This is a genomic window from Nocardioides sp. NPDC087217 (assembly GCF_044744805.1).
Lineage (GTDB): Bacteria > Actinomycetota > Actinomycetes > Propionibacteriales > Nocardioidaceae > Nocardioides.
In genome coordinates this window covers 925,040-947,576 of the sequence record NZ_JBIUZB010000002.1, presented here as the reverse complement: position 1 = coordinate 947,576, position 22,537 = coordinate 925,040, and the positions used below count along the sequence as shown (strand labels likewise).

General features: G+C 70.1%; 22 protein-coding genes. 11 read left to right on the top strand and 11 right to left on the bottom strand.

What is annotated here, in order from left to right; translation table 11 throughout:
* Positions 1–8: 8 nt before the first annotated feature.
* The 7 genes from ACIO3S_RS11955 to ACIO3S_RS11925 all read left to right on the top strand — a co-directional run bounded on the left by ACIO3S_RS11955 (position 9) and on the right by ACIO3S_RS11925 (position 6,382).
* On the top strand, positions 9–950 hold the full coding sequence (locus ACIO3S_RS11955; protein WP_400463403.1) for a phosphate/phosphite/phosphonate ABC transporter substrate-binding protein: 942 nt from the start codon (positions 9–11) through the stop codon (positions 948–950).
* Positions 950–1,765 (top strand): phosphonate ABC transporter ATP-binding protein, encoded by an 816-nt coding sequence (locus tag ACIO3S_RS11950; protein WP_400463400.1) that lies wholly within the window; start codon positions 950–952, stop codon positions 1,763–1,765. The genes ACIO3S_RS11955 and ACIO3S_RS11950 overlap by 1 nt, the downstream gene beginning before the upstream one ends.
* Positions 1,762–2,637, top strand: coding sequence for a phosphonate ABC transporter, permease protein PhnE (gene phnE / locus ACIO3S_RS11945; protein WP_400463397.1), 876 nt, complete (start codon positions 1,762–1,764; stop codon positions 2,635–2,637). The genes ACIO3S_RS11950 and phnE overlap by 4 nt, the downstream gene beginning before the upstream one ends.
* On the top strand, positions 2,637–3,638 hold the full coding sequence (locus ACIO3S_RS11940) for a zinc-binding dehydrogenase (protein ID WP_400463394.1): 1,002 nt from the start codon (positions 2,637–2,639) through the stop codon (positions 3,636–3,638). Before phnE ends, ACIO3S_RS11940 begins: the two co-directional genes overlap by 1 nt.
* An 11-nt stretch (positions 3,639–3,649) precedes the next feature.
* Positions 3,650–4,102 carry an NUDIX domain-containing protein gene (locus ACIO3S_RS11935; protein WP_400463391.1) on the top strand — a complete coding sequence of 151 codons (453 nt, stop codon included), beginning with the start codon at positions 3,650–3,652 and terminating at the stop codon, positions 4,100–4,102.
* A gap of 11 nt (positions 4,103–4,113) precedes the next feature.
* Positions 4,114–6,012 (top strand): 1-deoxy-D-xylulose-5-phosphate synthase, encoded by a 1,899-nt coding sequence (dxs, locus tag ACIO3S_RS11930; protein WP_400463388.1) that lies wholly within the window; start codon positions 4,114–4,116, stop codon positions 6,010–6,012.
* A 148-nt stretch (positions 6,013–6,160) separates the two neighbouring features.
* Positions 6,161–6,382 (top strand): hypothetical protein, encoded by a 222-nt coding sequence (locus ACIO3S_RS11925; RefSeq protein WP_160023170.1) that lies wholly within the window; start codon positions 6,161–6,163, stop codon positions 6,380–6,382.
* Positions 6,383–6,471: 89 nt separating this feature from the next.
* Here the strand turns inward: ACIO3S_RS11925 and ACIO3S_RS11920 are convergent, their stop codons facing one another.
* Positions 6,472–8,565 carry a 3-hydroxyacyl-CoA dehydrogenase NAD-binding domain-containing protein gene (locus ACIO3S_RS11920; RefSeq protein ID WP_400463384.1) on the bottom strand — a complete coding sequence of 698 codons (2,094 nt, stop codon included), beginning with the start codon at positions 8,563–8,565 and terminating at the stop codon, positions 6,472–6,474.
* Position 8,566: 1 nt separating this feature from the next.
* Positions 8,567–9,766, bottom strand: a complete 1,200-nt coding sequence (locus tag ACIO3S_RS11915) for an acetyl-CoA C-acyltransferase (protein WP_160023174.1) — start codon at positions 9,764–9,766, stop codon at positions 8,567–8,569.
* 310 nt (positions 9,767–10,076) lie between these two features.
* Between ACIO3S_RS11915 and ACIO3S_RS11910 the strand changes: the two genes are divergently transcribed.
* The 3 genes from ACIO3S_RS11910 to ACIO3S_RS11900 all read left to right on the top strand — a co-directional run bounded on the left by ACIO3S_RS11910 (position 10,077) and on the right by ACIO3S_RS11900 (position 12,454).
* The gene (locus ACIO3S_RS11910; RefSeq protein WP_400463382.1) at positions 10,077–11,036 is read left to right on the top strand and encodes a proteasome assembly chaperone family protein; all 960 of its coding nucleotides are present in this window, start codon (positions 10,077–10,079) and stop codon (positions 11,034–11,036) included.
* A 14-nt stretch (positions 11,037–11,050) separates the two neighbouring features.
* On the top strand, positions 11,051–11,929 hold the full coding sequence (locus tag ACIO3S_RS11905; protein ID WP_400463379.1) for an acyl-CoA thioesterase: 879 nt from the start codon (positions 11,051–11,053) through the stop codon (positions 11,927–11,929).
* A 174-nt stretch (positions 11,930–12,103) separates the two neighbouring features.
* On the top strand, positions 12,104–12,454 hold the full coding sequence (locus ACIO3S_RS11900; protein ID WP_400463376.1) for an arsenate reductase family protein: 351 nt from the start codon (positions 12,104–12,106) through the stop codon (positions 12,452–12,454).
* Positions 12,455–12,457: 3 nt separating this feature from the next.
* Here ACIO3S_RS11900 and ACIO3S_RS11895 read toward each other — a convergent pair whose 3' ends face one another.
* From ACIO3S_RS11895 to ACIO3S_RS11875, 5 genes are all read right to left on the bottom strand, one after another.
* The gene (locus tag ACIO3S_RS11895) at positions 12,458–12,847 is read right to left on the bottom strand and encodes a PIN domain-containing protein (protein ID WP_400463373.1); all 390 of its coding nucleotides are present in this window, start codon (positions 12,845–12,847) and stop codon (positions 12,458–12,460) included.
* A gap of 14 nt (positions 12,848–12,861) precedes the next feature.
* A complete protein-coding gene (locus ACIO3S_RS11890) occupies positions 12,862–13,080 on the bottom strand; it encodes a hypothetical protein (protein WP_091041496.1) in 219 nt (72 codons plus the stop codon).
* Positions 13,081–13,136: 56 nt separating this feature from the next.
* Positions 13,137–14,051 (bottom strand): GNAT family N-acetyltransferase, encoded by a 915-nt coding sequence (locus ACIO3S_RS11885; RefSeq protein WP_400463370.1) that lies wholly within the window; start codon positions 14,049–14,051, stop codon positions 13,137–13,139.
* A 63-nt stretch (positions 14,052–14,114) separates the two neighbouring features.
* Complete coding sequence (locus ACIO3S_RS11880; RefSeq protein ID WP_400463367.1) at positions 14,115–14,996, bottom strand: MaoC family dehydratase; 882 nt, start codon at positions 14,994–14,996, stop codon at positions 14,115–14,117.
* The gene (locus ACIO3S_RS11875) at positions 14,996–16,318 is read right to left on the bottom strand and encodes a 3-oxoacyl-ACP reductase (RefSeq protein WP_400463364.1); all 1,323 of its coding nucleotides are present in this window, start codon (positions 16,316–16,318) and stop codon (positions 14,996–14,998) included. Before ACIO3S_RS11875 ends, ACIO3S_RS11880 begins: the two co-directional genes overlap by 1 nt.
* Positions 16,319–16,468: 150 nt before the next feature.
* Here ACIO3S_RS11875 and ACIO3S_RS11870 point away from each other — a divergent pair, with 150 nt between their 5' ends.
* Entirely contained in the window at positions 16,469–17,749 is a 1,281-nt protein-coding gene (locus ACIO3S_RS11870) for an acetyl-CoA C-acetyltransferase (protein ID WP_160023190.1), read from the top strand.
* A 208-nt stretch (positions 17,750–17,957) separates the two neighbouring features.
* Here ACIO3S_RS11870 and ACIO3S_RS11865 read toward each other — a convergent pair whose 3' ends face one another.
* From ACIO3S_RS11865 to ACIO3S_RS11850, 4 genes are all read right to left on the bottom strand, one after another.
* Positions 17,958–18,683, bottom strand: a complete 726-nt coding sequence (locus tag ACIO3S_RS11865; protein WP_160023192.1) for a TetR/AcrR family transcriptional regulator — start codon at positions 18,681–18,683, stop codon at positions 17,958–17,960.
* Positions 18,684–18,754: 71 nt separating this feature from the next.
* Complete coding sequence (locus ACIO3S_RS11860; RefSeq protein WP_400463360.1) at positions 18,755–20,218, bottom strand: glycerophosphodiester phosphodiesterase; 1,464 nt, start codon at positions 20,216–20,218, stop codon at positions 18,755–18,757.
* Positions 20,219–20,274: 56 nt separating this feature from the next.
* Positions 20,275–21,795, bottom strand: a complete 1,521-nt coding sequence (locus tag ACIO3S_RS11855; RefSeq protein ID WP_400463358.1) for an ATP-dependent DNA ligase — start codon at positions 21,793–21,795, stop codon at positions 20,275–20,277.
* 124 nt (positions 21,796–21,919) lie between these two features.
* Complete coding sequence (locus ACIO3S_RS11850; RefSeq protein WP_400463355.1) at positions 21,920–22,495, bottom strand: TIGR03086 family metal-binding protein; 576 nt, start codon at positions 22,493–22,495, stop codon at positions 21,920–21,922.
* Between the last annotated feature and the right edge of the window lie 42 nt (positions 22,496–22,537).

Below are 22,537 nucleotides of genomic sequence, written 5' to 3'. Positions count from 1 at the left end.
ACCCGAACATGTCCCCCCTGCGCTCCCTCACCGCCCTCGCCGGCGCCGCCACCCTGACTCTCGCCCTGGCCGCCTGCGGCAGCGAGGCGAGGACCGACAAGGCCGCCGCGGGCGGCGAGGTCGGTCCCGACCAGATCTGCCCCGACGGCACCCTGACGATGGGCGTCGAGCCCTTCGAGGACCCCAAGAACCTGATCCCCGTCTACGAGACCCTGGGCAAGGCCCTCGGCGAGGAGCTCGGCTGCGAGGTCGAGGTCCAGATCTCCGACACGTACGTCGCCGAGATCCTGGCCATGCAGAACGGCAAGCTCGACATCGGCCAGTTCGGGCCGCTGGGCTACGTCTTCGCCCAGAAGCAGGCCGGCGCCACGCCGCTGGCCTCCTTCGCGGGCGAGGACGGCCAGGTCTCCTCCTACACCGGCGGCATCTGGGTGCCGAAGGACTCGCCGATCGAGTCCGTCGAGGACCTCGCAGGCAAGACCCTGGCGCTGTCCGAGTCCGGCTCCACCTCCGGTGACGCGGTGCCGCGCAAGGCGCTCATCGACGCCGGGATCGAGAAGGACGTCAAGGCCGAGTACGCCGGCGGCCACACCGAGGCGCTGCTGGCCCTGGTCAACGGCAAGGTCGACGCCGCCGAGATCAACAGCCAGACCCTGGCCTCGGCGACGGCCGAGGGCCAGTTCGACGAGTCCGCCTTCCGCCAGATCTGGAAGTCCGAGCCGATCCTGAACGACCCGATCGCGGCGGGCCCGAACATGACTCCCGAGGTGTCCAAGGCCGTCCAGGAGGCGCTGTCGAACCTGCCCGCCGACTCGGTCGCGGAGATCGGCGAGTACCTCGACTTCACCCCGCCCGCCGGCAAGCCGGCGCTGGTGGCGGTCACCGACGAGGACTACCAGCCGGTGACCGACCTCGCCGAGGCCCTCGACCTGACCACGGACGACCTCTGATGGGCGCTGACCACCTTCCCGGGGCGGCCATGCTGCGTATCGACGGCCTGAGGAAGGCGTTCGGGGAGAAGACGGTCCTGGACGGCCTGGCCTTCGAGGTCGCCTCCGGGGAGGTGGTCAGCCTCCTCGGAGCCAACGGCTCCGGCAAGTCCACCTCGCTGCGCTGCGTGGTCGGCCTGGAGCGTCCCGACGGTGGCACAATCACGGTCGACGGCGTCAGAGCCAAGCCCGCGGAGGCGGTGCCGACGGTGGCGATGATCTTCCAGAAGATCCATCTGGTGCCCCGTCGCAGCGTGCTCGACAACGTCTGCGCGGGTGCGCTCGGGCGGCTCAGCCTGAGCCGGTCGTGGTCGGTGCTGGCCTTCCCTCGCGAGGTGCAGGCCGAGGCGATGGCCTGCCTGGACCGGGTCGGTCTCGCCGACCGGGCCCGGGAGAAGGCGGGTCGCCTCTCCGGCGGCCAGCAGCAGCGGGTCGCGGTGGCCCGCGCGCTGTGCCAGCGCGCCAAGGTGCTGCTCGCCGACGAGCCGGTCTCGGCGCTCGACCCGGCCGCCTCCGAGCAGGTGATGAACCTGCTCCGATCGCTGGCCGACGACGATGGTCTCGCGGTGGCAGCGGTGCTCCACCAGCCCGACCTGGCGCGCCGCTTCTCCGACCGGATCCTCGGGCTGGCCGGCGGCCGGCTCGTCTTCGACAGCAGCAGCGCCGAGGTCACCGACGAGACCGTCGCGGGCCTCTACCGGCCGGCCCTCGAAGCGCTGGAGGCCGCCGAGGCGGCCGCGGTCGCCTCGGCGGCCGAGATGAGGGAGTTCGCATGAGCAGCGTGACCAAGGCCCCGGAACCACGTCTCGACATCCCACCCCGGTTCCGGCCGTCCGGGATCGCCGTCGGGGCGGCCATCACGGTCGCCCTGGTCCTCGTGCACTGGTACGCCGCGGTGCAGACCAACACCTCGCCCAAGGAGCTGCTCGAGGGCTGGCGGGGGCTGTGGAACTTCCTGTTCGGGGTCGACCGCACCTACCCGAACGGCAAGACCATCCATCAGGACGGTGCCTTCCCGCTCGATCTGCGTTGGTCGGAGACCATCCGGCCCGGCCTGGAGTACTGCCTTCTCACCATCTGGATCGGCCTGCTCGGCACGACCCTGTCGATACCGGTGGCGCTGCTGTTCGCGGTCATCTCCTCGCGTACGACCAACCGGTTCGTGCCGCTGTGGCTCCTGGGTCGCGCGGTGATGTCGGTGCTGCGGGCCATCCCGGAGACGGTCTATGCGCTGATGTTCATCGCCGCGGTCGGCTTCGGAGCGTTCCCGGGTGTGATCGCGCTGGCGATCCACAACGTCGCGGTCATGGGCAAGCTCTGGTCCGAGGCCATGGACGAGGTGGACCAGGGACCCGTCGAGGCGCTCCGGGTGGCCGGAGCCTCGCCCGCGCAGTCGGCCGCGCACGCTGTGCTGCCCGCGGTGATGCCGTCGCTGCTCGGCCTGCTGCTCTACCGCTTCGACACCAACGTACGCAGCTCGGTCATCCTCGGCACGGTCGGTGCCGGCGGCATCGGGTTCTTCATCAAGACCGAGGTGGACAGCTTCCACTTCGACACGATGATGACGTACGTCTGCATGGTGATCGTCCTGATCATCGTCATCGACCTGTTCAGCGCCTGGCTGCGCCGGAAGGTCGGCGCGCTCTGATGGCACGGCCCATGGCGCGGCTCGCGGTGTGGCGCGGTGGCGCCGAGGTGACGCTGGAGACCGTGGAACTGCCGGTGCCGGGGCCGGGGGAGACGCTGGTCGAGATCGACCTCGCGACGGTGTGCGGCTCCGACCATCACACGGTCTCCGGTCGGCGTCCCGGAGCCTGCCCGAGCGTGCTCGGGCACGAGGGTGTCGGCCGGATCGTGGGCACCGGCCGGCGCGTGGTCTGGGGCGTGACCGTCTCGTGCGGAACTTGCGACCGCTGCAGCCGGGGGCTGACCGCGAAGTGCCGCTCGGTGCGCAAGCTCGGCCACGAGCCGTACGAGCCGGCCTGGCCGCTGTCGGGCACCTACGCGACCCACGTGCTGCTGCCCGCCGGCACCGCCGTCGTGCCCGTCCCCGACACCTTGGTCGACGAGGTCGCCGCGCCGGCCGGGTGCGCGACCGCGACGGTGATGGCGGCCCTGGAGCGGGCCGGCTCGCTGCGCGGCAAGCGAGTGCTGGTTATCGGCGCGGGGATGCTCGGGCTCACCGCGGTGGCCGCCGCGGCCGACGCCGGGGCGGCCGCGGTCGTGGTGAGCGACATCGACCCCGCTCGGCTGGAGCTGGCCGTCGGCTTCGGTGCGACGTCGACGCTCTCCGCGGGGCAGGCGCTGGCGCCGGTCGATGTCGCCATGGACTTCTCCGGCGCCGCCGCGGCGGTCGAGGCGGCGCTCGGGGCTCTCGACATCGGTGGCTCCCTCGTCCTGGTGGGCTCGGTCTCCCCGGGCCGCGCGGTCTCGGTCGACCCGGAGGCGATCGTGCGGGGTTGGCGGTCGGTCAGCGGCGTACACAACTACGAGCCGCGGCACCTGGAACAGGCGGTCGCCTTCCTCGCCGCGTCGAAGCGTCCATGGGCGGAGCTGGTGGAGGAGCCCGTCGGGCTCGGCCGCGTCGGGGACGTACTGACGAGCGAGCTGGGTAGACCACGGGCCTCGGTGCGTCCAGGCAGCAACTAGGCTCGCGGATCATGACCGAGTTCGCCGCTGTGATCCTTGTCGACCGTCGTGGCTGGGTGCTGCTCCAGGAGCGTGACGAACGCCCCGTGATCGCGCCGGAGAAGTGGGCCTTCTGCGGCGGCCACCTGGAGCCGGGGGAGGACCCGCTGGCCGGCGCCGTGCGCGAGCTCGAGGAGGAGACCGAGGTGCGGCTCGCTCCCGAGGACCTCCAGTTGGTCGCCGTCCAGGAGCTCCGCCACCCCGAGACCGGCACCGACGACAAGATCCACCTGTACGCCGCGGCCGTCGATCTCGCCGACGCCGACATCGTGTGTCACGAGGGCCGTCAGATCGTCTTTGTCGACCCGGCGAAGGCGCCTGACCTGGACCTCAGCGACTCTGCTCGGATCGGGCTGACACCCTTCCTCGGATCGCCGCAGCACGCGGCCCTATCCGGGTCGGCGGCCCTCAGGACCGCGCCGTAGAATCCTCTCCTATGGGTCTCCTCGAACGCATCGCCGCGCCGCAGGATCTTCGTGATCTCTCCGATGACCAGCTGGAGCTCCTCGCGAGCGAGATCCGGGACCTGATGATCCGGACGGTGGCCACCAACACCGGCCACCTGGGGCCGAACCTCGGCGTGGTCGAGCTGACCCTGGCCATGCACCGGGTCTTCGACAGCCCGCGCGACAAGATCGTCTTCGACACCGGCCACCAGTCCTACGTCCACAAGCTCGTCACCGGCCGGGCCGGCGACTTCGGCACGCTGCGCCGCGAGGGCGGGATGAGCGGCTACCCGAGCCAGTCCGAGTCCGACCACGACGTGGTCGAGAACTCCCACGCCTCCACCGCGCTCTCCTACGCCGACGGGCTGGCCAAGGCCTACACGATCCGCGGCGAGGACCGCCACGTGGTCGCGGTGATCGGTGACGGCGCGCTGACCGGCGGGATGGCCTGGGAGGCGCTCAACAACATCGCGATCCAGCACGACTCCAAGCTGGTCATCGTGGTCAACGACAACGGCCGCTCCTACACCCCGACCATCGGTGGCCTGGCCACGGCGCTGACAGCGCTGCGTACGAACCCGCGCTACGAGCTGGTCCTCGACATGGTCAAGCGCCGCCTCAACGCGGTGCCCGGGATCGGCGCGATGGCCTACGACGCGCTCCACGCGGTGAAGAAGGGGCTCAAGGACGCGGTCGCGCCCCAGGGCCTCTTCGAGGACCTCGGCCTGAAGTACGTCGGCCCCGTCGACGGCCACGACCGGCACGCCGTCGAGCAGGCGCTGACCTCGGCCAAGCGGTTCGGCGGTCCGGTGATCGTGCACGCGATCACCCGCAAGGGCTACGGCTACGACCCGGCCGAGCGCCACGAGGCCGACCAGTTCCACTCGCCGGGTCCCTTCGACGTCCAGACCGGCGCCGAGAAGCCCAAGGGCCGGATCTGGACCGACCACTTCTCCGACGCGATGGTGCGGCTGGGAGACAGCCGCCAGGACATCGTGGCGATCACCGCGGCGATGATGCACCCGGTCGGCCTCGACGCGTTCCAGGCCAGGTTCCCCGAGCGCACCTTCGACGTCGGCATCGCCGAGCAGCACGCCGCCACCTCGGCCGCCGGCCTGGCGATGGGTGGCCTGCACCCGGTCTTCGCGGTCTACGCGACCTTCCTCAACCGTGCCTTCGACCAGGTGCTGATGGACTGCGCCCTGCACCGGGCCGGGGTGACGTTCGTCCTCGACCGCTCCGGCGTGACCGGCGACGACGGCGCCTCCCACAACGGCATGTGGGACATGTCGCTCCTCCAGGTCGTCCCCGGGCTCCGCCTGGCCGCGCCGCGCGACATCGCGCGCCTCAACGAGCTCCTCGACGAGGCCGTCGAGGTCGACGACGCACCCACGGTCGTACGCTTCCCGAAGGGCCCGCCGCCCGAGGACATCCCCACGATCGCCAAGCTCGGCGAGGCCGACGTGCTCGTGCGCAACGGCACCAAGGATGTCCTGGTCGTCGGCGTCGGCTCCATGGCCGAGGTCGCCGTGGGCGTCGCCGAGCGGCTCACCGCCCAGGGCATCGGCGTCACCGTCATCGACCCGCGCTGGGTCAAGCCGATCGACCCGGCCCTCATCGAGGCGGCCGCCGACCACAGCCTGGTCGTCACCATCGAGGACAACGGCGTCGCCGGCGGTGTGGGCGCGTCCTTCCTGCAGGCGCTGACCGCCGCCGACGTACGCACCCCGGTGAAGATCCACGGCATCCCGCAGGAGTTCCTCGACCACGCCAAGCGGCCCAAGATCCTGGAGAGCATCGGCCTGACCCCCCAGGCGGTCGCGCTCGACACCATCGAGCGCCTGGGCGCTCTGACCCCGAGCCCGCTGCCCCGGGACGTCAGCCTCTGACGCCCTGAAGGGCCGAATTTTGACCCTACGGGGTTGGTCTCTCTGGTCGAGCCCCTGGCGAAGATCGATCGTTCTGGGCTTAGAGTGGGATCCGTCGGGGGCGACGAGGGCCCTCGGTAACGTCACCACACAGCACTCGGGGGATTCAATGCTCTATGACGACCTCGTGGCCGAGTTCCGTTGGTCACCTGAGCAGATGTCGGCGCCGTTCGATCTCAGAGCGGCGGACGAACAGATCCGCAAGAGGATCGAGGGCCGGCGCGGATCGGCGCAGGCCTCGGGTCGCCAGCAGCGACCCCGCGCGCGGCAGAACATGGGCACGCCGGAGTCGGCGGTCGGAGGCGGCAAGGTGGCCACCGACAAGGCCTGAGTCCCTGCTGAGGTGCGTCCGGGACTGACCCCGGCCCAGCATGGACCGCCCCCGACCGATCAGATCGGTCGGGGGCGGACTTGGTTCGGTCAGTGGAACTTCTTGCCGGTGACCTTCTCGGAGATGCCCTCACGGTCGAGGAGCTGGGTGATGCCGCCGTTCCAGAACTGGAAGCCGGCACCGGTGATCATCGCCAGGTCGATGTCCTCGGCGGCCTGGGCGACGCCCTCCTCGAGCATCCGGCCGATCTCGTCGGCGATGGCCTCCAGCGACTGCTGGCGAGCCTCCTCGGCGGTCTTGACCACGTCGCCGGAGACGAGCAGCGCCTCGACCTCGGGGTCGAGGGTGCGCCCGTCGGGACCGAAGAAGGAGCTCTTCTTGGCCTCGACGACCCGGTGGAGGTTCTCGGAGAGGTAGAACCGGTCCGGGAAGGCCTTCGCGAGCGTCTCGTTGTTGTGGTACGCGATCGCCGGACCGACCAGGCCGATCAGCGCGAACGGGCCCATCGGCGCGACACCGGCGAAGGCGGACTCGACGACGTCGACCGGGGTGCCCTCGTCGGCGACCTTGGAGACCTCGCCCATGAAGCGGCCCAGGAGCCGGTTCACGATGAAGGACGGGCTGTCCTTGACCAGGATCGAGGTCTTCTTCAGCGACTTCGAGACGGAGAACGCCGTGGCCAGGGCCGCGTCCGACGTCTTCTCGCCGCGGATGATCTCGAGCAGCGGCATCACCGCGACCGGGTTGAAGAAGTGGAAGCCCACGACCCGCTCGGGGTTCTTCAGGTCGGCCGCCATCTCCGTGATCGAGAGGCTCGAGGTGTTCGTGGCGAAGACCGCGGTCTCCGGCGCGACGGCCTCGGCGTTGGCGAAGACGGTCTTCTTGACGCCCATCTCCTCGAAGACGGCCTCGATGATGAAGTCGGCGTCGGAGAAGGCCTCCGCGTAGTCGATCGACGACGTCACGAGCGTCTTGAGGCGGTTGGTCGCGTCCTGCGAGGCGCGGCCCTTGGCGAGCTTCTTGTCGAGCTCGGCGTGGACGTACGCCACACCCTTGTCGGCGCGCTCCTGGTCCAGGTCGACCATGACGACCGGCACCTTGAGACGCTGGACGAAGAGCAGCGCGAACTGCGAGGCCATCAGACCGGCACCGATGATGCCGACCTTGGTGACCTTCTGCGCCAGCGCCTTGTCGGGGGCACCGGCCGGACGCTTGGCGCGCTTCTGCACCAGGTCGAAGGAGTAGAGCGAGGCGAGCAGCTGCGGGGTCTTCGACATCGCCACGAGCGCGTCGTCCTCAGCGGCGAAGCCCTCGTCGCGGGTCGCGGTCTTGGCCAGGGTGAGCAGCTCGACGGCCTTCTTGGCGGCCGGGGAGGCGTCGCCGGTCTTGGCCCAGGCGAAGAAGCCGGCGTTCTTGGCGGCCTCGTCCCAGGCTGCGCCGCGGTCGATCTCCTCACGGGAGACCTCGACGGTCCCGGAGAGGACGCCGTCGGCCCACAGCAGCGACTGCTCGAGGTAGTCGGCGCCGCCGAACATAGCGTCCGCGATGCCCAGCTCGTAGGCCTCGGTGCCCTTGAGCACCTTGCCGTTGTTGAGCGGGTTCTCGATGAAGACCTTGGCGGCCTTCGCCGGACCGATCAGGTTCGGCAGCAGGTAGCCACCGCCCCAGCCGGGGATCAGGCCGAGCATGACCTCGGGCAGGCCGACGGCCGGCACCGAGTCCTGGATCGTGCGGTAGTCGGCGTGCAGCGCGACCTCGAGGCCGCCACCGAGCGCGAGCCCGTTGATGAAGCCGAAGGACGGCTTCTTCGTCGTGCCGTCGCCGTCGCCCAGCTTGCGGAAGACCGCGTGACCGAGCTCGGCGATCGTACGGATCCCGTCGGGGCCGCCCGCCTGCAGCGAGGTCAGGTCGGCACCGGCCGCGAGGATGAACGGCTTGCCGGTCACCGCGATCGCGTCGATCTCGGGGTCGGCCAGGGCCGCGTCGTACGCCGTGTTGAGCTCGACCAGCGACTTCGGCCCGAAGGTGTTCGGGCGGGTGTGGTCGTGGCCATTGTCGAGGGTGACCAGGCCGAGGACCTTGCCGGAGGGCAGGTTGACCTTCTGCAGCTTCGCCGCGGTGACGACCTCGTCGTCGGAGTAGAGCTTCTCCACGTCGGCGAGGAGCGAGTTGATGTCCGTCATGTCAGGCCTCCTTGCCGTTCCAGTTCGGGTTCTCCCAGATGACCGTGCCGCCCATACCCAGGCCGATGCACATGGTGGTGAGGCCGTAGCGGACCTCGGGGCGCTCCTCGAACTGGCGCGCGAGCTGGATCATCAGCCGCACACCGGAGGAGGCCAGCGGGTGACCGAACGCGATCGCGCCACCGTACGGGTTGACCCGGGAGTCGTTCTCGTCGATGCCGAAGTGGTCGAGGAACGCGAGCACCTGGATCGCGAACGCCTCGTTGACCTCGAACGCCTCGATGTCGTCGATCGTGAGACCGGCCTTGGCCAGCGCCTTCTCGGTCGACGGGATCGGGCCGACGGCCATGACCTCGGGGGCGACGCCGGCGAAGGCGTACGACACCAGCCGCATCTTGATCGGCAGACCGAGCTCGCGGGCGACGTCCTCGGAGGCCAGCAGCGAGGCGGTCGCGCCGTCGTTGATGCCCGCCGCGTTGCCCGCGGTCACGCGGCCGTGCGGACGGAACGGGGTCTTCAGCTTGGCCAGGTCCTCGGTGGTGGTGCCGGGACGCATCGGCTCGTCGGTGGTGGCCAGGCCCCAGCCGTTCTCGGCCGAGCGGGTGGCGACGGGGACCAGGTCGGGCTGGATCTTGCCGTCGGCGTACGCCTTGGCCGCCAGCTCCTGGGAGCGGACGGCGAACGCGTCGGTGCGCTCCTTGGTGATCGCCGGGTAGCGGTCGTGGACGTTCTCAGCGGTGTTGCCCATGACGAGCGCCGAGGGGTCGACGAGCTTCTCGGAGATGATCCGCGGGTTGGGGTCCACGCCCTCACCCATCGGGTGGCGGCCCATGTGCTCGACACCGCCGGCGATGACGACGTCGTAGGCACCGAACGCGATGCCGCCGGCGGTGGTGGTGACGGCGGTCATCGCGCCGGCGCACATCCGGTCGATCGCGTAGCCGGGGACGGACTGCGGGAGCCCGGCGAGCAGGCCGGCGGTGCGGCCGATCGTCAGGCCCTGGTCGCCGATCTGCGTGGTCGCGGCGATCGCGACCTCGTCGATCCGCTCGGGGGGAAGCTCGGGGTTGCGGCGCGTGAGCTCACGGATGAGCTTGACGACCAGGTCGTCTGCGCGGGTCTCGGCGTACTGGCCCTTGGCCTTGCCGAAAGGTGTGCGTACGCCGTCGACGAAGACGACTTCTCGCAGCTGTCGGGTCACCGTGTCACTCCATGTGGGTTGCCGGTCGGTTGTCGCCTGGCGGCGCTGTTGGTGCGGGCACGGGTGGTGCCCGTCGAGTACATTACCCGCTAGTAACAACGGCCGCACCGAGGGGGAGGTCACACCGGCTGTCGGAGGGGAGGTCGCCGGTCTCCGCGCGTCGGCTTGGGAATAACGTGGGCGTCCAGGATGCTGCGCTGTCGTCATGTGGAAGCGTGTATTGAGAAGGTTGAGCCCCAGGGTCGCGATCCCTGGCGAGGCGAGCGACGACGAGGTCCGCGAGGGCCGTACGCAACGGGAGGAGACACCGATGGCCGGATCACGACTGGTGCACATCGTCGACGACCTGCCTGAGGAGATCATCCTTGCCGGAGGCGAGCGGCTGCCGCTGGTGGTCGTCCTGGACGGCTTCCTCGACGCGGGCAAGGCCGCCGAGCGTGCCGCGGCCCATCTGATCCAGACGTCGAGGCGAGCGCCGGTGGTGGCGACCTTCGACGTCGACGAGCTCCACGACTACCGGGCCCGACGCCCGGCGATCTCGTTCGTCAGTGACCACTACGAGTCCTTCGACGCGCCGCGGCTGGTCGTCCGGCTGCTCAAGGACACCGGTGACAACCCCTACCTCCTGCTGCACGGCCCCGAGCCGGACAACCGCTGGGAGGCCTTCGCCGGTGCCGTACGCGAGGTCATCGAGCGCCTCGGCGTGACCGAGGTGATCGCGCTTGCCTCGGTGCCGATGGCGGTGCCGCACACGCGGCCGCTGACCACGACCCGGCACGCCAACGACCCCGCGCAGGAGCTCGCCGGCCAGGTCTGGGAGAGCCCCTGGAAGGGCGAGATCAGGATCCCGGCCTCCGCCCAGGCCCTGGTGGAAGTACGCCTGGGGGAGTGGGGGCACCCGGCGGGCGGCTTCGTGGTGCACATGCCGCACTACCTGGCCCAGAGCGACTACCCGGCCGCGGCGGTCGTGCTCGTCGAGGAGCTGGAGCGTGCGGCTCGGCTGACGATCCCGGTCTCCGACCTGGAGGCCGAGGCGCAGCGCCGCGAGGAGGAGATCGCGTCCTACATCGAGGACAATGCCGAGGTGCGGGAGGTCGTGGCCGCTCTCGAGCAGCAGTACGACACCTTCCAGCGCGGCGAGGAGTCCGGACGCTCGCTCCTGGCGCCCGACGAGCCGCTGCCGACCGGTGACGAGCTCGGTGAGCAGTTCGAGCAGTTCCTGGCCGGGCTCAACGGTCCCGACCCCGATGACAACCCTGAGAAGGATTGAGAGAAACTCAACGCATGACGACCGACGCCGTAGCGGCGGATCAGGCAGTGGCCGAGCTGGTAGGCGTGCTCGACCTGGTCGAGATCGACAAGGACCTCTTCCACGGTGCCACCACGACCCGCAACTCGCGCGGGCGCGCCTACGGCGGCCAGGTGGCCGCCCAGGCGCTGATGGCCGCGGTGCGGTCGGCCGACCCGGCCTTCACGGTGCACTCGATGCACTCCTACTTCCTGCTGCCGGGCGACCCGTCCTACCCGATCGTCTACGACGTCGAGCGGATCCGCGACGGGCGCTCCTTCGAGACCAGGCGGGTCCGGGCGCGTCAGAAGGGGCGTGACATCTACTACCTCACCGCCAACTTCCAGCGTGAGGAGACCGGATTCGAGCACCAGGACGCGATGCCGTCCGTCCCGCCGCCCGAGAAGTGCATCGACTTCCTGAAGATGATGGCCGACTCCGGCAGCCCCGAGGCCGTCTCGCTGGCGCGCGAGTGGGAGGCGGTCGAGATCCGCGCTGTCGGCAACTCCATGCTCGGCATCGAGCCCGACCCGGCACGTCCGGCGCAGCAGCGTCTCTGGATCCGGCTGGGCGCCTCGCTTCCCGACGATGACAACATCCAGCGCGGCGCCTTCGCCTGGGCCTCCGACATCTCGCTCCTCGGCGCCTCCCTGGCCGCCCACTCGCTGGACCACAAGGGCATCCAGATGGCCTCGCTCGACCACACCATCTGGTTCCACCGACCCTTCCGCGCCGACGAGTGGTGGCTCTACGACCAGGAGAGCCCCTCCGCGTACGGTGGCCGCGGCCTGTCCATCGGCCGGGTCTTCACCGCCGACGGCATCCTGGCGGCCACGGTCGCGCAGGAAGGCCTCATCCGCCCGCCTCGCGACTGACCCTTTTCGTCGAGTCGGCTCGTTATGACGAGCCGACTCGGCGTGACTGTCTCAGCATCCAGGCTCGAGTCGGCGCAACTGTCCCATTTCCGCTCCTGAAGTAGGTCGGCGCACTATCGCACACGGTTGTCGCCCGCCGCGATAGCGCACCGATCAGCGGGCTAGGGTGGCGGCGTGGACCAGATCACCGTGTACGAGAAGCCGACCTGCACGACGTGTCGGAACCTGTTCGTTCTCCTCAAGGAGGAGGGCGTCGACTTCGAGAAGGTCGACTACCACGTGCTCGGCCTGCGGACCGAGGAGGTCAAGGACATCCTCGCCAAGACCGACCTGAGTGCTCGTGACGTGCTGCGGAAGCGGGAGCCGGTCTACAAGGAGCTCGAGCTGGCCAACCGCGACCTCTCCGAGGATGAGCTGGTGGCGCTGATGGTCGAGCACCCTGCCCTGCTGCAGCGCCCGATCGTCATCAAGGGCGACCGCGGCGTGCTCGCCCGGCCGATCGAGAAGGTCCGCGAGCTCTTCTGAGCCTCAGGCTCGCAGTCGCTCGACCGGCTGGCCGGTGGTACGGGTGATGAGGTCGACGTCGTTGTCGGCATGGAGGACGGTGAGATCGGCCTCTTCGGCGACCGCGGCCACCAGCAGGTCCGGCACCGACGGTGCCCGGTGGCGGCCGTCGCGCAGCACGATGCGCTGGATCTCCAGCGCGCGTGCCTCCGTACGCGGGGTGAGCGTCGCGAGCGGCATGTGGATTACCGGCACGTCCTCGACGAGATCGGACCACTCCCGCTCTGAGCGGGCCAGGTGGCCGATCTCGAGCAGTGTCGTGGTGGTGATGCGTACTTGTCCCAGCTCGATCAGGCGGGACCACTTCTCAGCGTCGGGGCTGGTGGACATCCGGGCGAGTGCCGACCGGTGCATCAGCCAGGGTCGCCTCACGACCATGCGTCACGCATCAGACCCCGGTCGGCGAGCGGAGCGAACTTCGCGAAGTCGCCGCCGGCCACGGGGCGCGCCGGTGGCAGCGGACGCAGCGCGTCGGGCGTGAACCATCGGCGGAGATACTCGTTGCGGGTGAGCCCGAGCCGCGTCGCCTCGGTGTCGATGCGCGCGAGCTCGTCATCCGAGAGCCCTCGGATCAGTACGTCGGACATGTCTGTCCACCTCCTGGACGCAAGATGGTAGCCGAGGCTGGGGTGTCGAAGTGGGATCAGGGCCGGGTCGCCCGGTGGACCCAGGTGGACTCGACCTCCATGCCGACGTGGAGATAGAGGTCGAGGGCGCCGGTGCGGGAGTCCGTCGACAGGGTCGCGCGCCTCGCTCCGTGGGCACGGGCGACGCCGAACGCGTCGGCGAGGAGCGCCTGGGCCAGGCCGCGGTTGCGCTGGTCCTTGCGGGTGGCCAGCCTGCTGACGTACCCCTCCCGGCCGTCCTCGGTCATCACCAGCACCGCGGCGGCGACCACGGCACCGTCCGGGCCGGTCACCACGCGGACGTTCCACGGCTCGGCACCGGGCCGCTCGATGGTCGTGGCGACCCAGTCCGCGTAGGGTTCCCGCTCGCGCTCGGACCACTCCAGGAAGGCGTCCTCGATCACGGTCCACACCTGCTCGTGGTCCTGCGGTGTGGCAGCCCGGATGGCGTACGCCTCCGGCAGCTCTCGCACCGGGATCGCCGCGTCCTGCGGCAGCGCCAGTACCCAGGACTCCCAGCGCGGGAACCAGCCCAGGGACTCGAGCAGCCGGTCGCCTGGCGAGCCCTGGGGGACCGGCATGCCGATGACCGGTTCCCCGAGCTCGGCCGCGCGGGCGCTGATCCAGCCGGCCAGGGCGGTGCCGATCCCGTGATCCCAGTGTTCGGGGTGGACGGCCGCGTCGGCACGGGCGCCGCCGGAGCACTCGGCGTACCCCACGAGGTCGCCGTCGGGTCCGAACACGCCGACGGTGGCCGCACCGACGTCGAAGGAGGGCCGCTGCCACTCGGCGACGATGTCGGCCTCCTCGATGAGGACCTCGCCCACGGTGGCCAGCTCGTTCGCCGCCATCACGCGGGTCACGGCGGCGGCATCGGCGAGGGTCAACGGCCGCTCGGTGTAGCGCGGCGGGAGCTGGAGTGGGGCAGGCATGCGAGCACCGTCTCACCTGCGAGACCAGGGCCGCCACGGGTTAAATCGTGGCGGCCCTCGACGTCACAGGGTGGTGGTGCGTCCCACCAGGTGGAGCGTGTCCGAGCCCCGCTTGTGGAGTGAGAAGTCGTAACCGTCCAGGTGCTTGAGCGACCCGAACGCGACCGAGGAGGGCAGGAAGACCGGCTTCTTGAACGCCACGTCGACGCGTACCGCATCGCTCAACCGGTTCTCCAGCGCCGCGATGCAGCGCGCCTTGGTCCACATCCCGTGGGCGATCTGACGCTTGAACCCGAGCGCCTTGGCGGTCAGCGGGTAGAGGTGGATCGGGTTGTAGTCGCCGGCGACCTTGGCGTAGCGCCGGCCCAGATCGGCCTTGAGCGGGAAGACCGGCCCGGACGGGTCCACCTCGATCAGATCAGACTTCCAGGAGACGTCGGGGTTGCGCTTCCCGCGGACGAGGTACGTCGACGTGGACTCCCACACGACCTCGCCCTCGACGGTGGCGACGGTCAGGAACCGGTACGCCTTGCCGACGGGGTGTGGCTCGGGCTGGCCGACGGTCGCGGTGACCGCGACCGCCTCGCCGACCGAGATCGGGCGGTAGCCGCTGATCGAGTTCTCGATGTGGACCATCCCCATCGCGGGCGAGGGGAAGTCGGGCGAGGACATCAGCGCCATGTGCAGCGGGAAGGCCAGCATGTGCGGGTAGGGGAGCGGCACGGTGTCCTTGATCGGGAAGCCGCACAGCTCGGCGTACGCGTCGACCGCCTTCCGCTCGAGAGCGACCGGCTCGCGGGTGAGGCTGAGCTCCTCGTAGGCGACGCCGGTCTTCTTGATCCCCGGCAGCGCGTTGATGCCCGGGATGGCCGGCAGCGCCGCCCGGACGAGCAGGGCGGGACCGGACCTGCCGGTGAAGCTGGGCTCGGTCTTCGGCGTGCTCATCAGGCCCCCAGCATCATCTGGCCGCAGACCCGCACGACGTTGCCGTTGACGCCGGTGGAGGCCGGCGAGGCGTACCAGGCGATGGTCTCGGCGACGTCGACCGGCAGGCCGCCCTGGGCCATCGCGTTGAGCCGCTGGCCGACCTCACGCGTCGCGAACGGCACCGCTGCGGTCATCTGGGTGATGATGAAGCCCGGCGCGACCGCGTTGATTGTGATCCCGTCGGGAAGCTCCTCGGCCAGCGAGTCGACGAAGCCGATGACGGCGGCCTTCGAGGCGCCGTAGGAGGTCTGGCCGACGTTGCCGGCGATGCCGGCGATCGAGGAGACGCCGATGATGCGGCCGTTGGGGCGGACCAGCTTCTGCTCGAGCAGTTCGGCGGTGATCCGCTCCGGTGCGGTGATGTTGATCTCGAGCACCGTGCCGAAGCGGTCGGGCTTCTGGTTGGCCAGCTTCTTGTCGAGGGTGACGCCGGCGTTGTGCACGACGATGTCGACGCCGCCGAACTTCTCCTGGAGGTAGGCGGCGATCGTCGCCGGTGCGTCCGCGGAGGTGATGTCGGCGGTGATGTAGTCGGGGGTGACCTTCTTCAGGTCGTCCTCGGCCGGCGGGATGTCGAGACCGACGACGGTCGCGCCGTCGCGCTGCAGGACCTTGGCGATCTCCTCGCCGATGCCGCGCGCGGCGCCGGTGACGAGCGCGACCTTGCCGGTCAGCGGCTTCTTCGGGTCCACCTGCTCGGCCGCGGGGGAGGCGTTCTTGGTGCCGATCCGCACGACCTGGCCGGAGACGTAGGCGCTCTTCGGGGAGAGCAGGAAGGCCAGCGTGGAGAGCAGCGAGCCCTCGAAGCCCTCGGCGACGTAGACGAGCTGGACGGTGCCGCCCTTGCCGATCTCCTTGCCGAGGCTGCGGGTGAAGCCCTCCAGCGCGCGCTGGGCGACCCGCTCCGCGCCCTTGAGCTGCTCGGGCGGGGTGCCGATCACGACCACACGCGGGTTGTTCTCCAGGCTGCGCAGCACCGGGGTGAAGAACTCCTGGAGCGCGACCAGGTCGGCGGTCGAGGTGAGGCCGGTGGCATCGAAGACCAGCCCCTTGAACCGGTTGCCGGCCTGCGCCGTGTCGGTCGAGGTGATGTCCAGCTCGCCGAGGAGCCCGCCCAGCGACTCCGCCAGACGACCACGCCCGCCGACGAGGACGGTGCCCTTCACGAGCGGGGCACCGGCTGCGTACCGCTCGAGCTTGGCGGGGCTCGGCAGCCCGAGGTTCTTGACGAGGACCTTGCCGATCGCCGACTGGGTGAAGCTCTGGTACTTGTCGCTCATGGTCTCTCTGATCCTTCTGGACGTGGTCTCTGAGGCGTACGTTGGTATGTTACTGGCCAGTTGTAACTAGGCGTGTAACTCGGTGTCCACTTTTCGTGATCTCCCTGACATACCCTTCTCCAAAGCGCTTCATCAGACAAGGATGAACTCATGACCACCACTCGTCGTGTCGCCATCGTGGGCGGCAACCGCATTCCTTTCGCCCGCTCCAACGGTGCGTACGCGACCGCGTCCAACCAGGAGATGTTCACCGCCGTCCTCGACGGACTCGCCGCTCGCTTCGGCCTCGAGGGCGAGCGCATCGGTGAGGTCGCCTCCGGCGCGGTGCTCAAGCACTCCCGCGACTTCAACCTGACCCGCGAGTCGGTGCTCGGCTCCAAGCTGGCCCCCGAGACGGCCGCCGTCGACCTGCAGCAGGCCTGCGGCACCGGTCTTCAGGCCGCGACCTACATCGCCAACAAGATCGCGCTCGGCCAGCTCGACTCCGGCATCGCGGGCGGCACCGACACCACCTCTGACGCGCCGATCGCGCTGGGCGAGAAGCTCCGCAAGGTCCTGCTCGAGGCCAACCGCGCCAAGACCAACATCGACCGGGTCAAGGCCTTCGCCAAGCTCCGCCCTGCCGACGTCATCCCCAACATCCCGGCCAACGTCGAGCCGCGCACCAAGCTCTCCATGGGTGAGCACGCCGCGCTGACCGCGCAGGAGTGGGGCATCACCCGCGAGGCCCAGGACGAGCTGGCCGCCGCCTCCCACCAGAAGCTCGCCGCCGCTTACGAAGCCGGCTGGTTCGAGGACCAGATCACCCCGTTCCGCGGTCTGGAGAAGGACAACAACCTCCGCCCGGGCTCGACCGTGGAGAAGCTCGCGACCCTCAAGCCCGTCTTCGGGGTCAAGGGCGAGAACCCGACCATGACGGCCGGCAACTCGACGCCGCTGACCGACGGCGCCTCCGCCGTGCTCTTCGCGAGCGAGGAGTGGGCCGCCGCCAAGAACCTGCCGGTCCTGGCCTACTTCGTCGACGCCGAGGTCGCCGCTGTCGACTACGTCGCCGGCGGCGAGGGCCTGCTGATGGCTCCCGCCTACGCCGTCCCGCGCCTTCTCGCCCGCAACGGCCTGACCTTCGACGACTTCGACTTCTTCGAGATCCACGAGGCGTTCGCGTCGCAGGTCCTCTCCACCCTCGCCGCCTGGGAGTCCCCGGACTTCTGCAAGGACAAGCTCGGCCTTGACGCCCCGCTCGGCACCGTCCCGCGCGAGAAGCTCAACGTCAAGGGCTCCAGCCTCGCCGCCGGCCACCCCTTCGCCGCCACCGGCGGCCGGATCATCAACAACCTCGCCAAGCTCCTCGACGAGAAGGGCTCGGGCCGCGGCCTCATCTCCGTCTGCGCCGCCGGCGGCCAGGGCGTCGTCGCCATCCTGGAGAAGTAGCCCGAGACGTCACCCCCGTCGGCCGAGTTGGCACCCGACTGCCAACTCGGCCGACGCATGTGACGTCTCGCGATGTTGATCCGCCGAATCGGTAGAAGTGGCGGCCGAGAAGGTAGTTGTGGGCGACGAGACTCCAGTTTCGTCGCCCACAACTACCTTCTCGCGCGCCAGAACTGACGGCTCGGCCGACGTACGTGACGTCTCGGCGTTATTTGGCGGTGAGGGCCAGGGCGGAGGTGACGAGGAAGTCGCGGACCTGGTCGGGGGAGACGGAGCCGACGGTGGGTACGCCGGGGGCGGACTCCGAGACCAGGATGCCGACGCGGGCGAGCTGGAGGGCGCCGAGGCCGGAGGCGTAGAGGGTGTTGGCGAGCAGGTTGGCGTCCTTGACGTGGAGCTCGCCGGAGGCGGCACCGTCCTCGAAGACAGTGGTGAGGATGGTGAGGCAGCCGTTCATCGCCCGGCCCAGGCGGAACAGGGCGCTCTCGGAGAGCTCGTCGAGGAGGTCGGAGCCGCTGCGGCGCATCAGCGTCTGGGCACAGTCGACGAAGGCGGGATGCTCGATCCCGTAGTCGACGAAGGTGCCGACGACGTCACGGACCACGTCGGTGGGTGCGCTGTCGCCCTCGGTTGCGGTGAGCATCCGCTCGCGGAGCTCGTCGAGGTAGCCGACCAGGGTCAGTGCGAAGATCTCGTCCTTGCCGGTGAAGTGCCGGTAGACGATCGCGCGGTTGATGCCGACCGCCTTGGCGATGTCCTCGATCTGGGCGTCGCTCACTCCGCGCTCGTCAAAGAGCTTGCGGGTCGCGGCGACGATGTCTGCCTCGCGGGCACGGCGTCGGGCGGCGGCGGCCGAGCGGCGTCCGTCGGGCTCGGTGCCGCGGGCCGAAGCGGAGCCCGAGGGGGAGTGGGAACTGGTTGATCGGCTGCTCACACGCACACTGTACGCGGTGTGCAACTCGGAGTTGCACTGTCAGTGTCAGTCCTCACAGTCCTCACATCCGCCTAGTGGAGCAGTGCGCGCCGAGCACCCGCGACGTCATCGGTGGTGACGTAGTCGACCCCCGCGACCGCGGCGCGGAGCACGGATGCGGTGTTGACCGCGGGCCAGGTGCCGACCTCGGCGCCCTGGTTGCGGTAGCGGTCCACGAGGGCGGCGTCGAGCAGCCGGGTGTGGAGGTGCACCTGGGTGAACTCGTCATCGTGGAGGTCCGCGGGATCGGGCTCGTCCTTGACGGCGACGGTCTCCATCCCGGTCCGCTCGAAGCCGGGGAAGTCGAAGTGGCTCGCGTCGAAGCTCATGAAGATCGCCTTGTCGCCGTGCCCCTTTCTGGAGACCCAGTCCGGACGCAGCGAGACGACCTTGCGGTAGAGCGCACGCATCTCGGCGGCGCTCTCGCCTTTGAGTTCGACCACGAGCCGGACCCGGTGGCCGTAGAGCCGCTCCGCCACGTCGATGGCGTCGAAGGTCTCCTCGATGGTCGGCACCCGGACGCCGCGGAACTGCGGCCCCATCCACGAGCCCGCGTCGAGCGACTGCACCTCGGCGAGGGTGAACTCCCGCGGGCTCGCCCGCCGGCGCTCGGGGAAGCGGTCCTCGACATCGGTCGTACGCCTGAAGTCGCCGTCGTGCAGCAGCACCCACTCGCCGTCGGCCGTCGGCTGGAAGTCCATCTCGATGAAGTCGGCCCGCTGCCGCACGGCGCTGCGGAACGCGTCCAGGGTGTTCTCCGGATGGTTGAGCGAGTCGCCGCGCCAGGCCATCACCCCGACCGGCCTGCTCCCGAGGGCGTAGACGGCCGCCGAGGATCCCACGAACGCCGGCGCACCGTGATGCGCCCTGGCGACCGTCCGGAACCGCGTCTTCGCCACCTCCCGGGTCTTGAAGACGTACGTCGCATGGCCGGTCGGGCCGGTGGTGAGGTTGGCGACGTTCGTCCATCCCTTGCCGCTGTCGCGCTGGAGCGTGAGCACTCGGCCGGGGCGGGCCGGGGCGGCGAACAGGGTGAGCCGCACCGCGCTCCCGGCGCGCACCGACCTCGCCATGCTGGTCGTGACGGCCTGCGGCTGCCCGAAGAGCGTACGCGGCGCCGTGGCCAGCTCCGCCCAGTTCCGCCCCTCCCGCTCGACGGCGGGGGCGAAAACCCGCCAGCGCATACGCCACGAGGACTGGCTCACGACGAAGGAGTAGCGGCCGGTCCGGTCGGCGATCTGCTTCTGTACGCGTTGCCAGTCGCCGTCGTGGTAGCGCTCCAGCCAGACCACCCGGCTCACGCCAGGCCCGAGCGAGCCGCTCAGCGTGAACGACTCACCCAGGATCGGCCGGGAGACGCTGGCGTTCGGCGCGGCGACCGACTGGTCGGCGGAGGCGCCGGTGGCGGCGGGGGCCGGGTTGACGGCGGCGGACCCCAGGATCAGCGTCAGCGTCGCGAGAAACGCAACGAGGCGGGCATAGGCGTGTGGGGGCACGCGCAGTGAGGTTAAAGGATCGGTCGGGGCCACCTGCACCCGGTATCCCGATCAGGTCACTGAAGATACATTCTGACGGTATCAATCGTGTCCGCCTCCGCCGGCGTCTTGTCCTCGCGGTAGCGCACCACCCGGGCGAACCGCAGCGCGACGCCGCCCGGATAGCGCGTCGAGCGCTGCACCCCGTCGAAGGCGATCTCGACCACCTGCTCGGGGCGGACCTTCACCTGCCAGTCGTCGGTGCCGCCGATGGCGAGCTCGGTGAACCGCTCGGTCTGCCAGGCCAGCATCTGGTCGGTCATGCCCTTGAACGTCTTGCCGATCATCACGAACTCGCCGTCGGCGCCCCTGGCGCCGAGGTGGATGTTGGAGAGCCAGCCCTTGCGGCGTCCCGAGCCCCACTCGATGCCGATGACGACCAGATCGAGGGTGTGGACGGGTTTGACCTTGATCCAGCCCGAGCCGCGCCGCCCCGCCTCCCAGGGCAGGCCGACCCCCTTGACGACGACGCCTTCGTGGCCGGCGGCGAGCACGTCCGTGGCGAACCGCTCCGCCTCCTCGGTGTCCACCGTGACCAGCCGCGGTGCCCGATGCCGCTCGGGGACGACCCGGTCGAGCTCGGTGAGCCGCTGGTCGAGCGCGAGGTCGATGAGGTCGCGGCCGTCGACGTGGAGGATGTCGAAGAAGTACGGCACGACGACCGTGTCCGCCGCCGACCGGGTCGCGGTGCGCGAGGCGGTCTCCTGGAACGGCCGCGGTCGTCCGTCCGGTCCGAGAGTCATGGCCTCGCCGTCCAGTACCAGCGTGTCGGCCGGGAAGGAGGCGACGATCTCGGCCACCTCGGGCAGCCGTGCGGTGATGTCCTCCAGGGTGCGGGTCGCGATGCGTACCTCCGAGCCCGACTTGTGGGCCTGGATCCTGATGCCGTCGAGCTTGGTGTCGACCACGACCGCCTCGCCGAGCTTGGCCATGGCCTCCTCGACCGAGCCGGCCGACGAGGCGAGCATCGGCAGCGCTGGCCGCCCCACGACCAGGCCGACCTCGGCGAGTGCCTCCTCGCCGTCGAAGGCGAGCCCGGCGACCACGACGGTCGAGCCGGCCAGCATCGCGGCGCGGCGTACGGCGGGCAACGGCACCTCGGCGGCCACCGCGAGCGCCTCCTGCACGAGTGAGTCCAGTGCTCCTTGCCGTACTTCTCCGGTGATGACGCCTCGCAACCACACCTGCTCCGCCGTGGTCGCCGCGCCGAAGAGCGTCTCGGCCTCGGCAGCCCGGGCGACCTGCGAGCCCGAGCCCGCCAGCAGCGACGTCCGCTCGAAGGCCTCGTGCACGTCGCCCACCGTGAGGGTCGCCTCCGCCGCGGGGGAGGGGAGCGTGGTGAGCGAGCGCCACCCCAGCCCCGTACGCCGCTGCAGCAGCGTGCCGGCGAGATAGGCGGTCACCACGGGCAGCTCGTCGCGCGTGGCCGCGCCGAGGCACTCCGCCAGCGCGGCGACCTTCGCCTTCCGTGACCGGGTCGCGGCGACGGCGTTCGAGGTGGAGACGATGTCGGCGAGCAGCATGTCTCCAGTGAACATCACGCCACCGACATCCGAGCCTTGCCCGGCGCTTGCGCCGGGCAAACGGGAGGAGGTCGAGCGAGCGCAGCGGGTGAGCCCGCGAACCCGCGAAGCGGGTCGAGACCCACGTCGCGCGACGCGTTCAGCTGGCCCCCGGATCGCGGCCGAGAAGGCGCAGCGCGTCGCCCCAGGGGTCCTTGCCGTCCTCGGCGAGCGGTGCGGCGAACACCGGCGTCTCGCCCGGTCTGGCGGCGATCTGCCGGGCCAGGTCGAGGACGAAGGTGACCGTGGCGTCGGCCGGGCGGTAGGTCTGCCCGAGCGCCGTGGCGACGTCCCAGGCGTGCACGGCGGCGTCGAGGAGCTGCATGCCAAGTGCGACCGCGACGGTCGGGCGGAAGCCGAACTCGGCGAGGTGCACGGTCGCCTCCGGGTCGGCGGCACCGAACGCGTCCTGCACCCGGGTGGCCGAGTCCTGCCACCTCCGCGCGACGTCGTCGCCGGTGACCGCCACGGACTCGTACGCAGCCACGGGCGCGTCGCCGTCGGCGACCGCGGCGGCGAAGCCGAGGTTCTGTCCGATCATGTGGCCGAAGAGGTCGGCGAGGTCCCAGCCCGCACAGGGGGTGGGAACGGTCAGATCGCCGGCCGCAGTGGCGAGCGCGGTGGTGTCGTCGAGGGCGCGGCCGTAGGCGGCGAGCGTCTGTGAAAAAGTAAGCATTAGTAGATCGTAAGCACATGTAGACGATATGTCGAGCGGTTA

Coding starts and splice junctions, on each gene's coding strand:
- ACIO3S_RS11895 (WP_400463373.1), bottom strand. CDS start 12,847: ATGCACCGGTCGGCACTCGCCCGGATGTCCACCAGCCCCGACGCTGAG.
- ACIO3S_RS11920 (WP_400463384.1), bottom strand. CDS start 8,565: ATGACGGACATCAACTCGCTCCTCGCCGACGTGGAGAAGCTCTACTCC.
- ACIO3S_RS11885 (WP_400463370.1), bottom strand. CDS start 14,051: ATGCCTGCCCCACTCCAGCTCCCGCCGCGCTACACCGAGCGGCCGTTG.
- ACIO3S_RS11880 (WP_400463367.1), bottom strand. CDS start 14,996: ATGAGCACGCCGAAGACCGAGCCCAGCTTCACCGGCAGGTCCGGTCCC.
- ACIO3S_RS11940 (WP_400463394.1), top strand. CDS start 2,637: ATGGCACGGCCCATGGCGCGGCTCGCGGTGTGGCGCGGTGGCGCCGAG.
- ACIO3S_RS11955 (WP_400463403.1), top strand. CDS start 9: ATGTCCCCCCTGCGCTCCCTCACCGCCCTCGCCGGCGCCGCCACCCTG.
- ACIO3S_RS11905 (WP_400463379.1), top strand. CDS start 11,051: ATGACGACCGACGCCGTAGCGGCGGATCAGGCAGTGGCCGAGCTGGTA.
- ACIO3S_RS11910 (WP_400463382.1), top strand. CDS start 10,077: ATGGCCGGATCACGACTGGTGCACATCGTCGACGACCTGCCTGAGGAG.
- phnE (WP_400463397.1), top strand. CDS start 1,762: ATGAGCAGCGTGACCAAGGCCCCGGAACCACGTCTCGACATCCCACCC.
- ACIO3S_RS11870 (WP_160023190.1), top strand. CDS start 16,469: ATGACCACCACTCGTCGTGTCGCCATCGTGGGCGGCAACCGCATTCCT.
- ACIO3S_RS11925 (WP_160023170.1), top strand. CDS start 6,161: ATGCTCTATGACGACCTCGTGGCCGAGTTCCGTTGGTCACCTGAGCAG.
- ACIO3S_RS11935 (WP_400463391.1), top strand. CDS start 3,650: ATGACCGAGTTCGCCGCTGTGATCCTTGTCGACCGTCGTGGCTGGGTG.
- ACIO3S_RS11950 (WP_400463400.1), top strand. CDS start 950: ATGGGCGCTGACCACCTTCCCGGGGCGGCCATGCTGCGTATCGACGGC.
- ACIO3S_RS11855 (WP_400463358.1), bottom strand. CDS start 21,795: ATGTTCACTGGAGACATGCTGCTCGCCGACATCGTCTCCACCTCGAAC.
- dxs (WP_400463388.1), top strand. CDS start 4,114: ATGGGTCTCCTCGAACGCATCGCCGCGCCGCAGGATCTTCGTGATCTC.
- ACIO3S_RS11850 (WP_400463355.1), bottom strand. CDS start 22,495: ATGCTTACTTTTTCACAGACGCTCGCCGCCTACGGCCGCGCCCTCGAC.
- ACIO3S_RS11875 (WP_400463364.1), bottom strand. CDS start 16,318: ATGAGCGACAAGTACCAGAGCTTCACCCAGTCGGCGATCGGCAAGGTC.
- ACIO3S_RS11890 (WP_091041496.1), bottom strand. CDS start 13,080: ATGTCCGACGTACTGATCCGAGGGCTCTCGGATGACGAGCTCGCGCGC.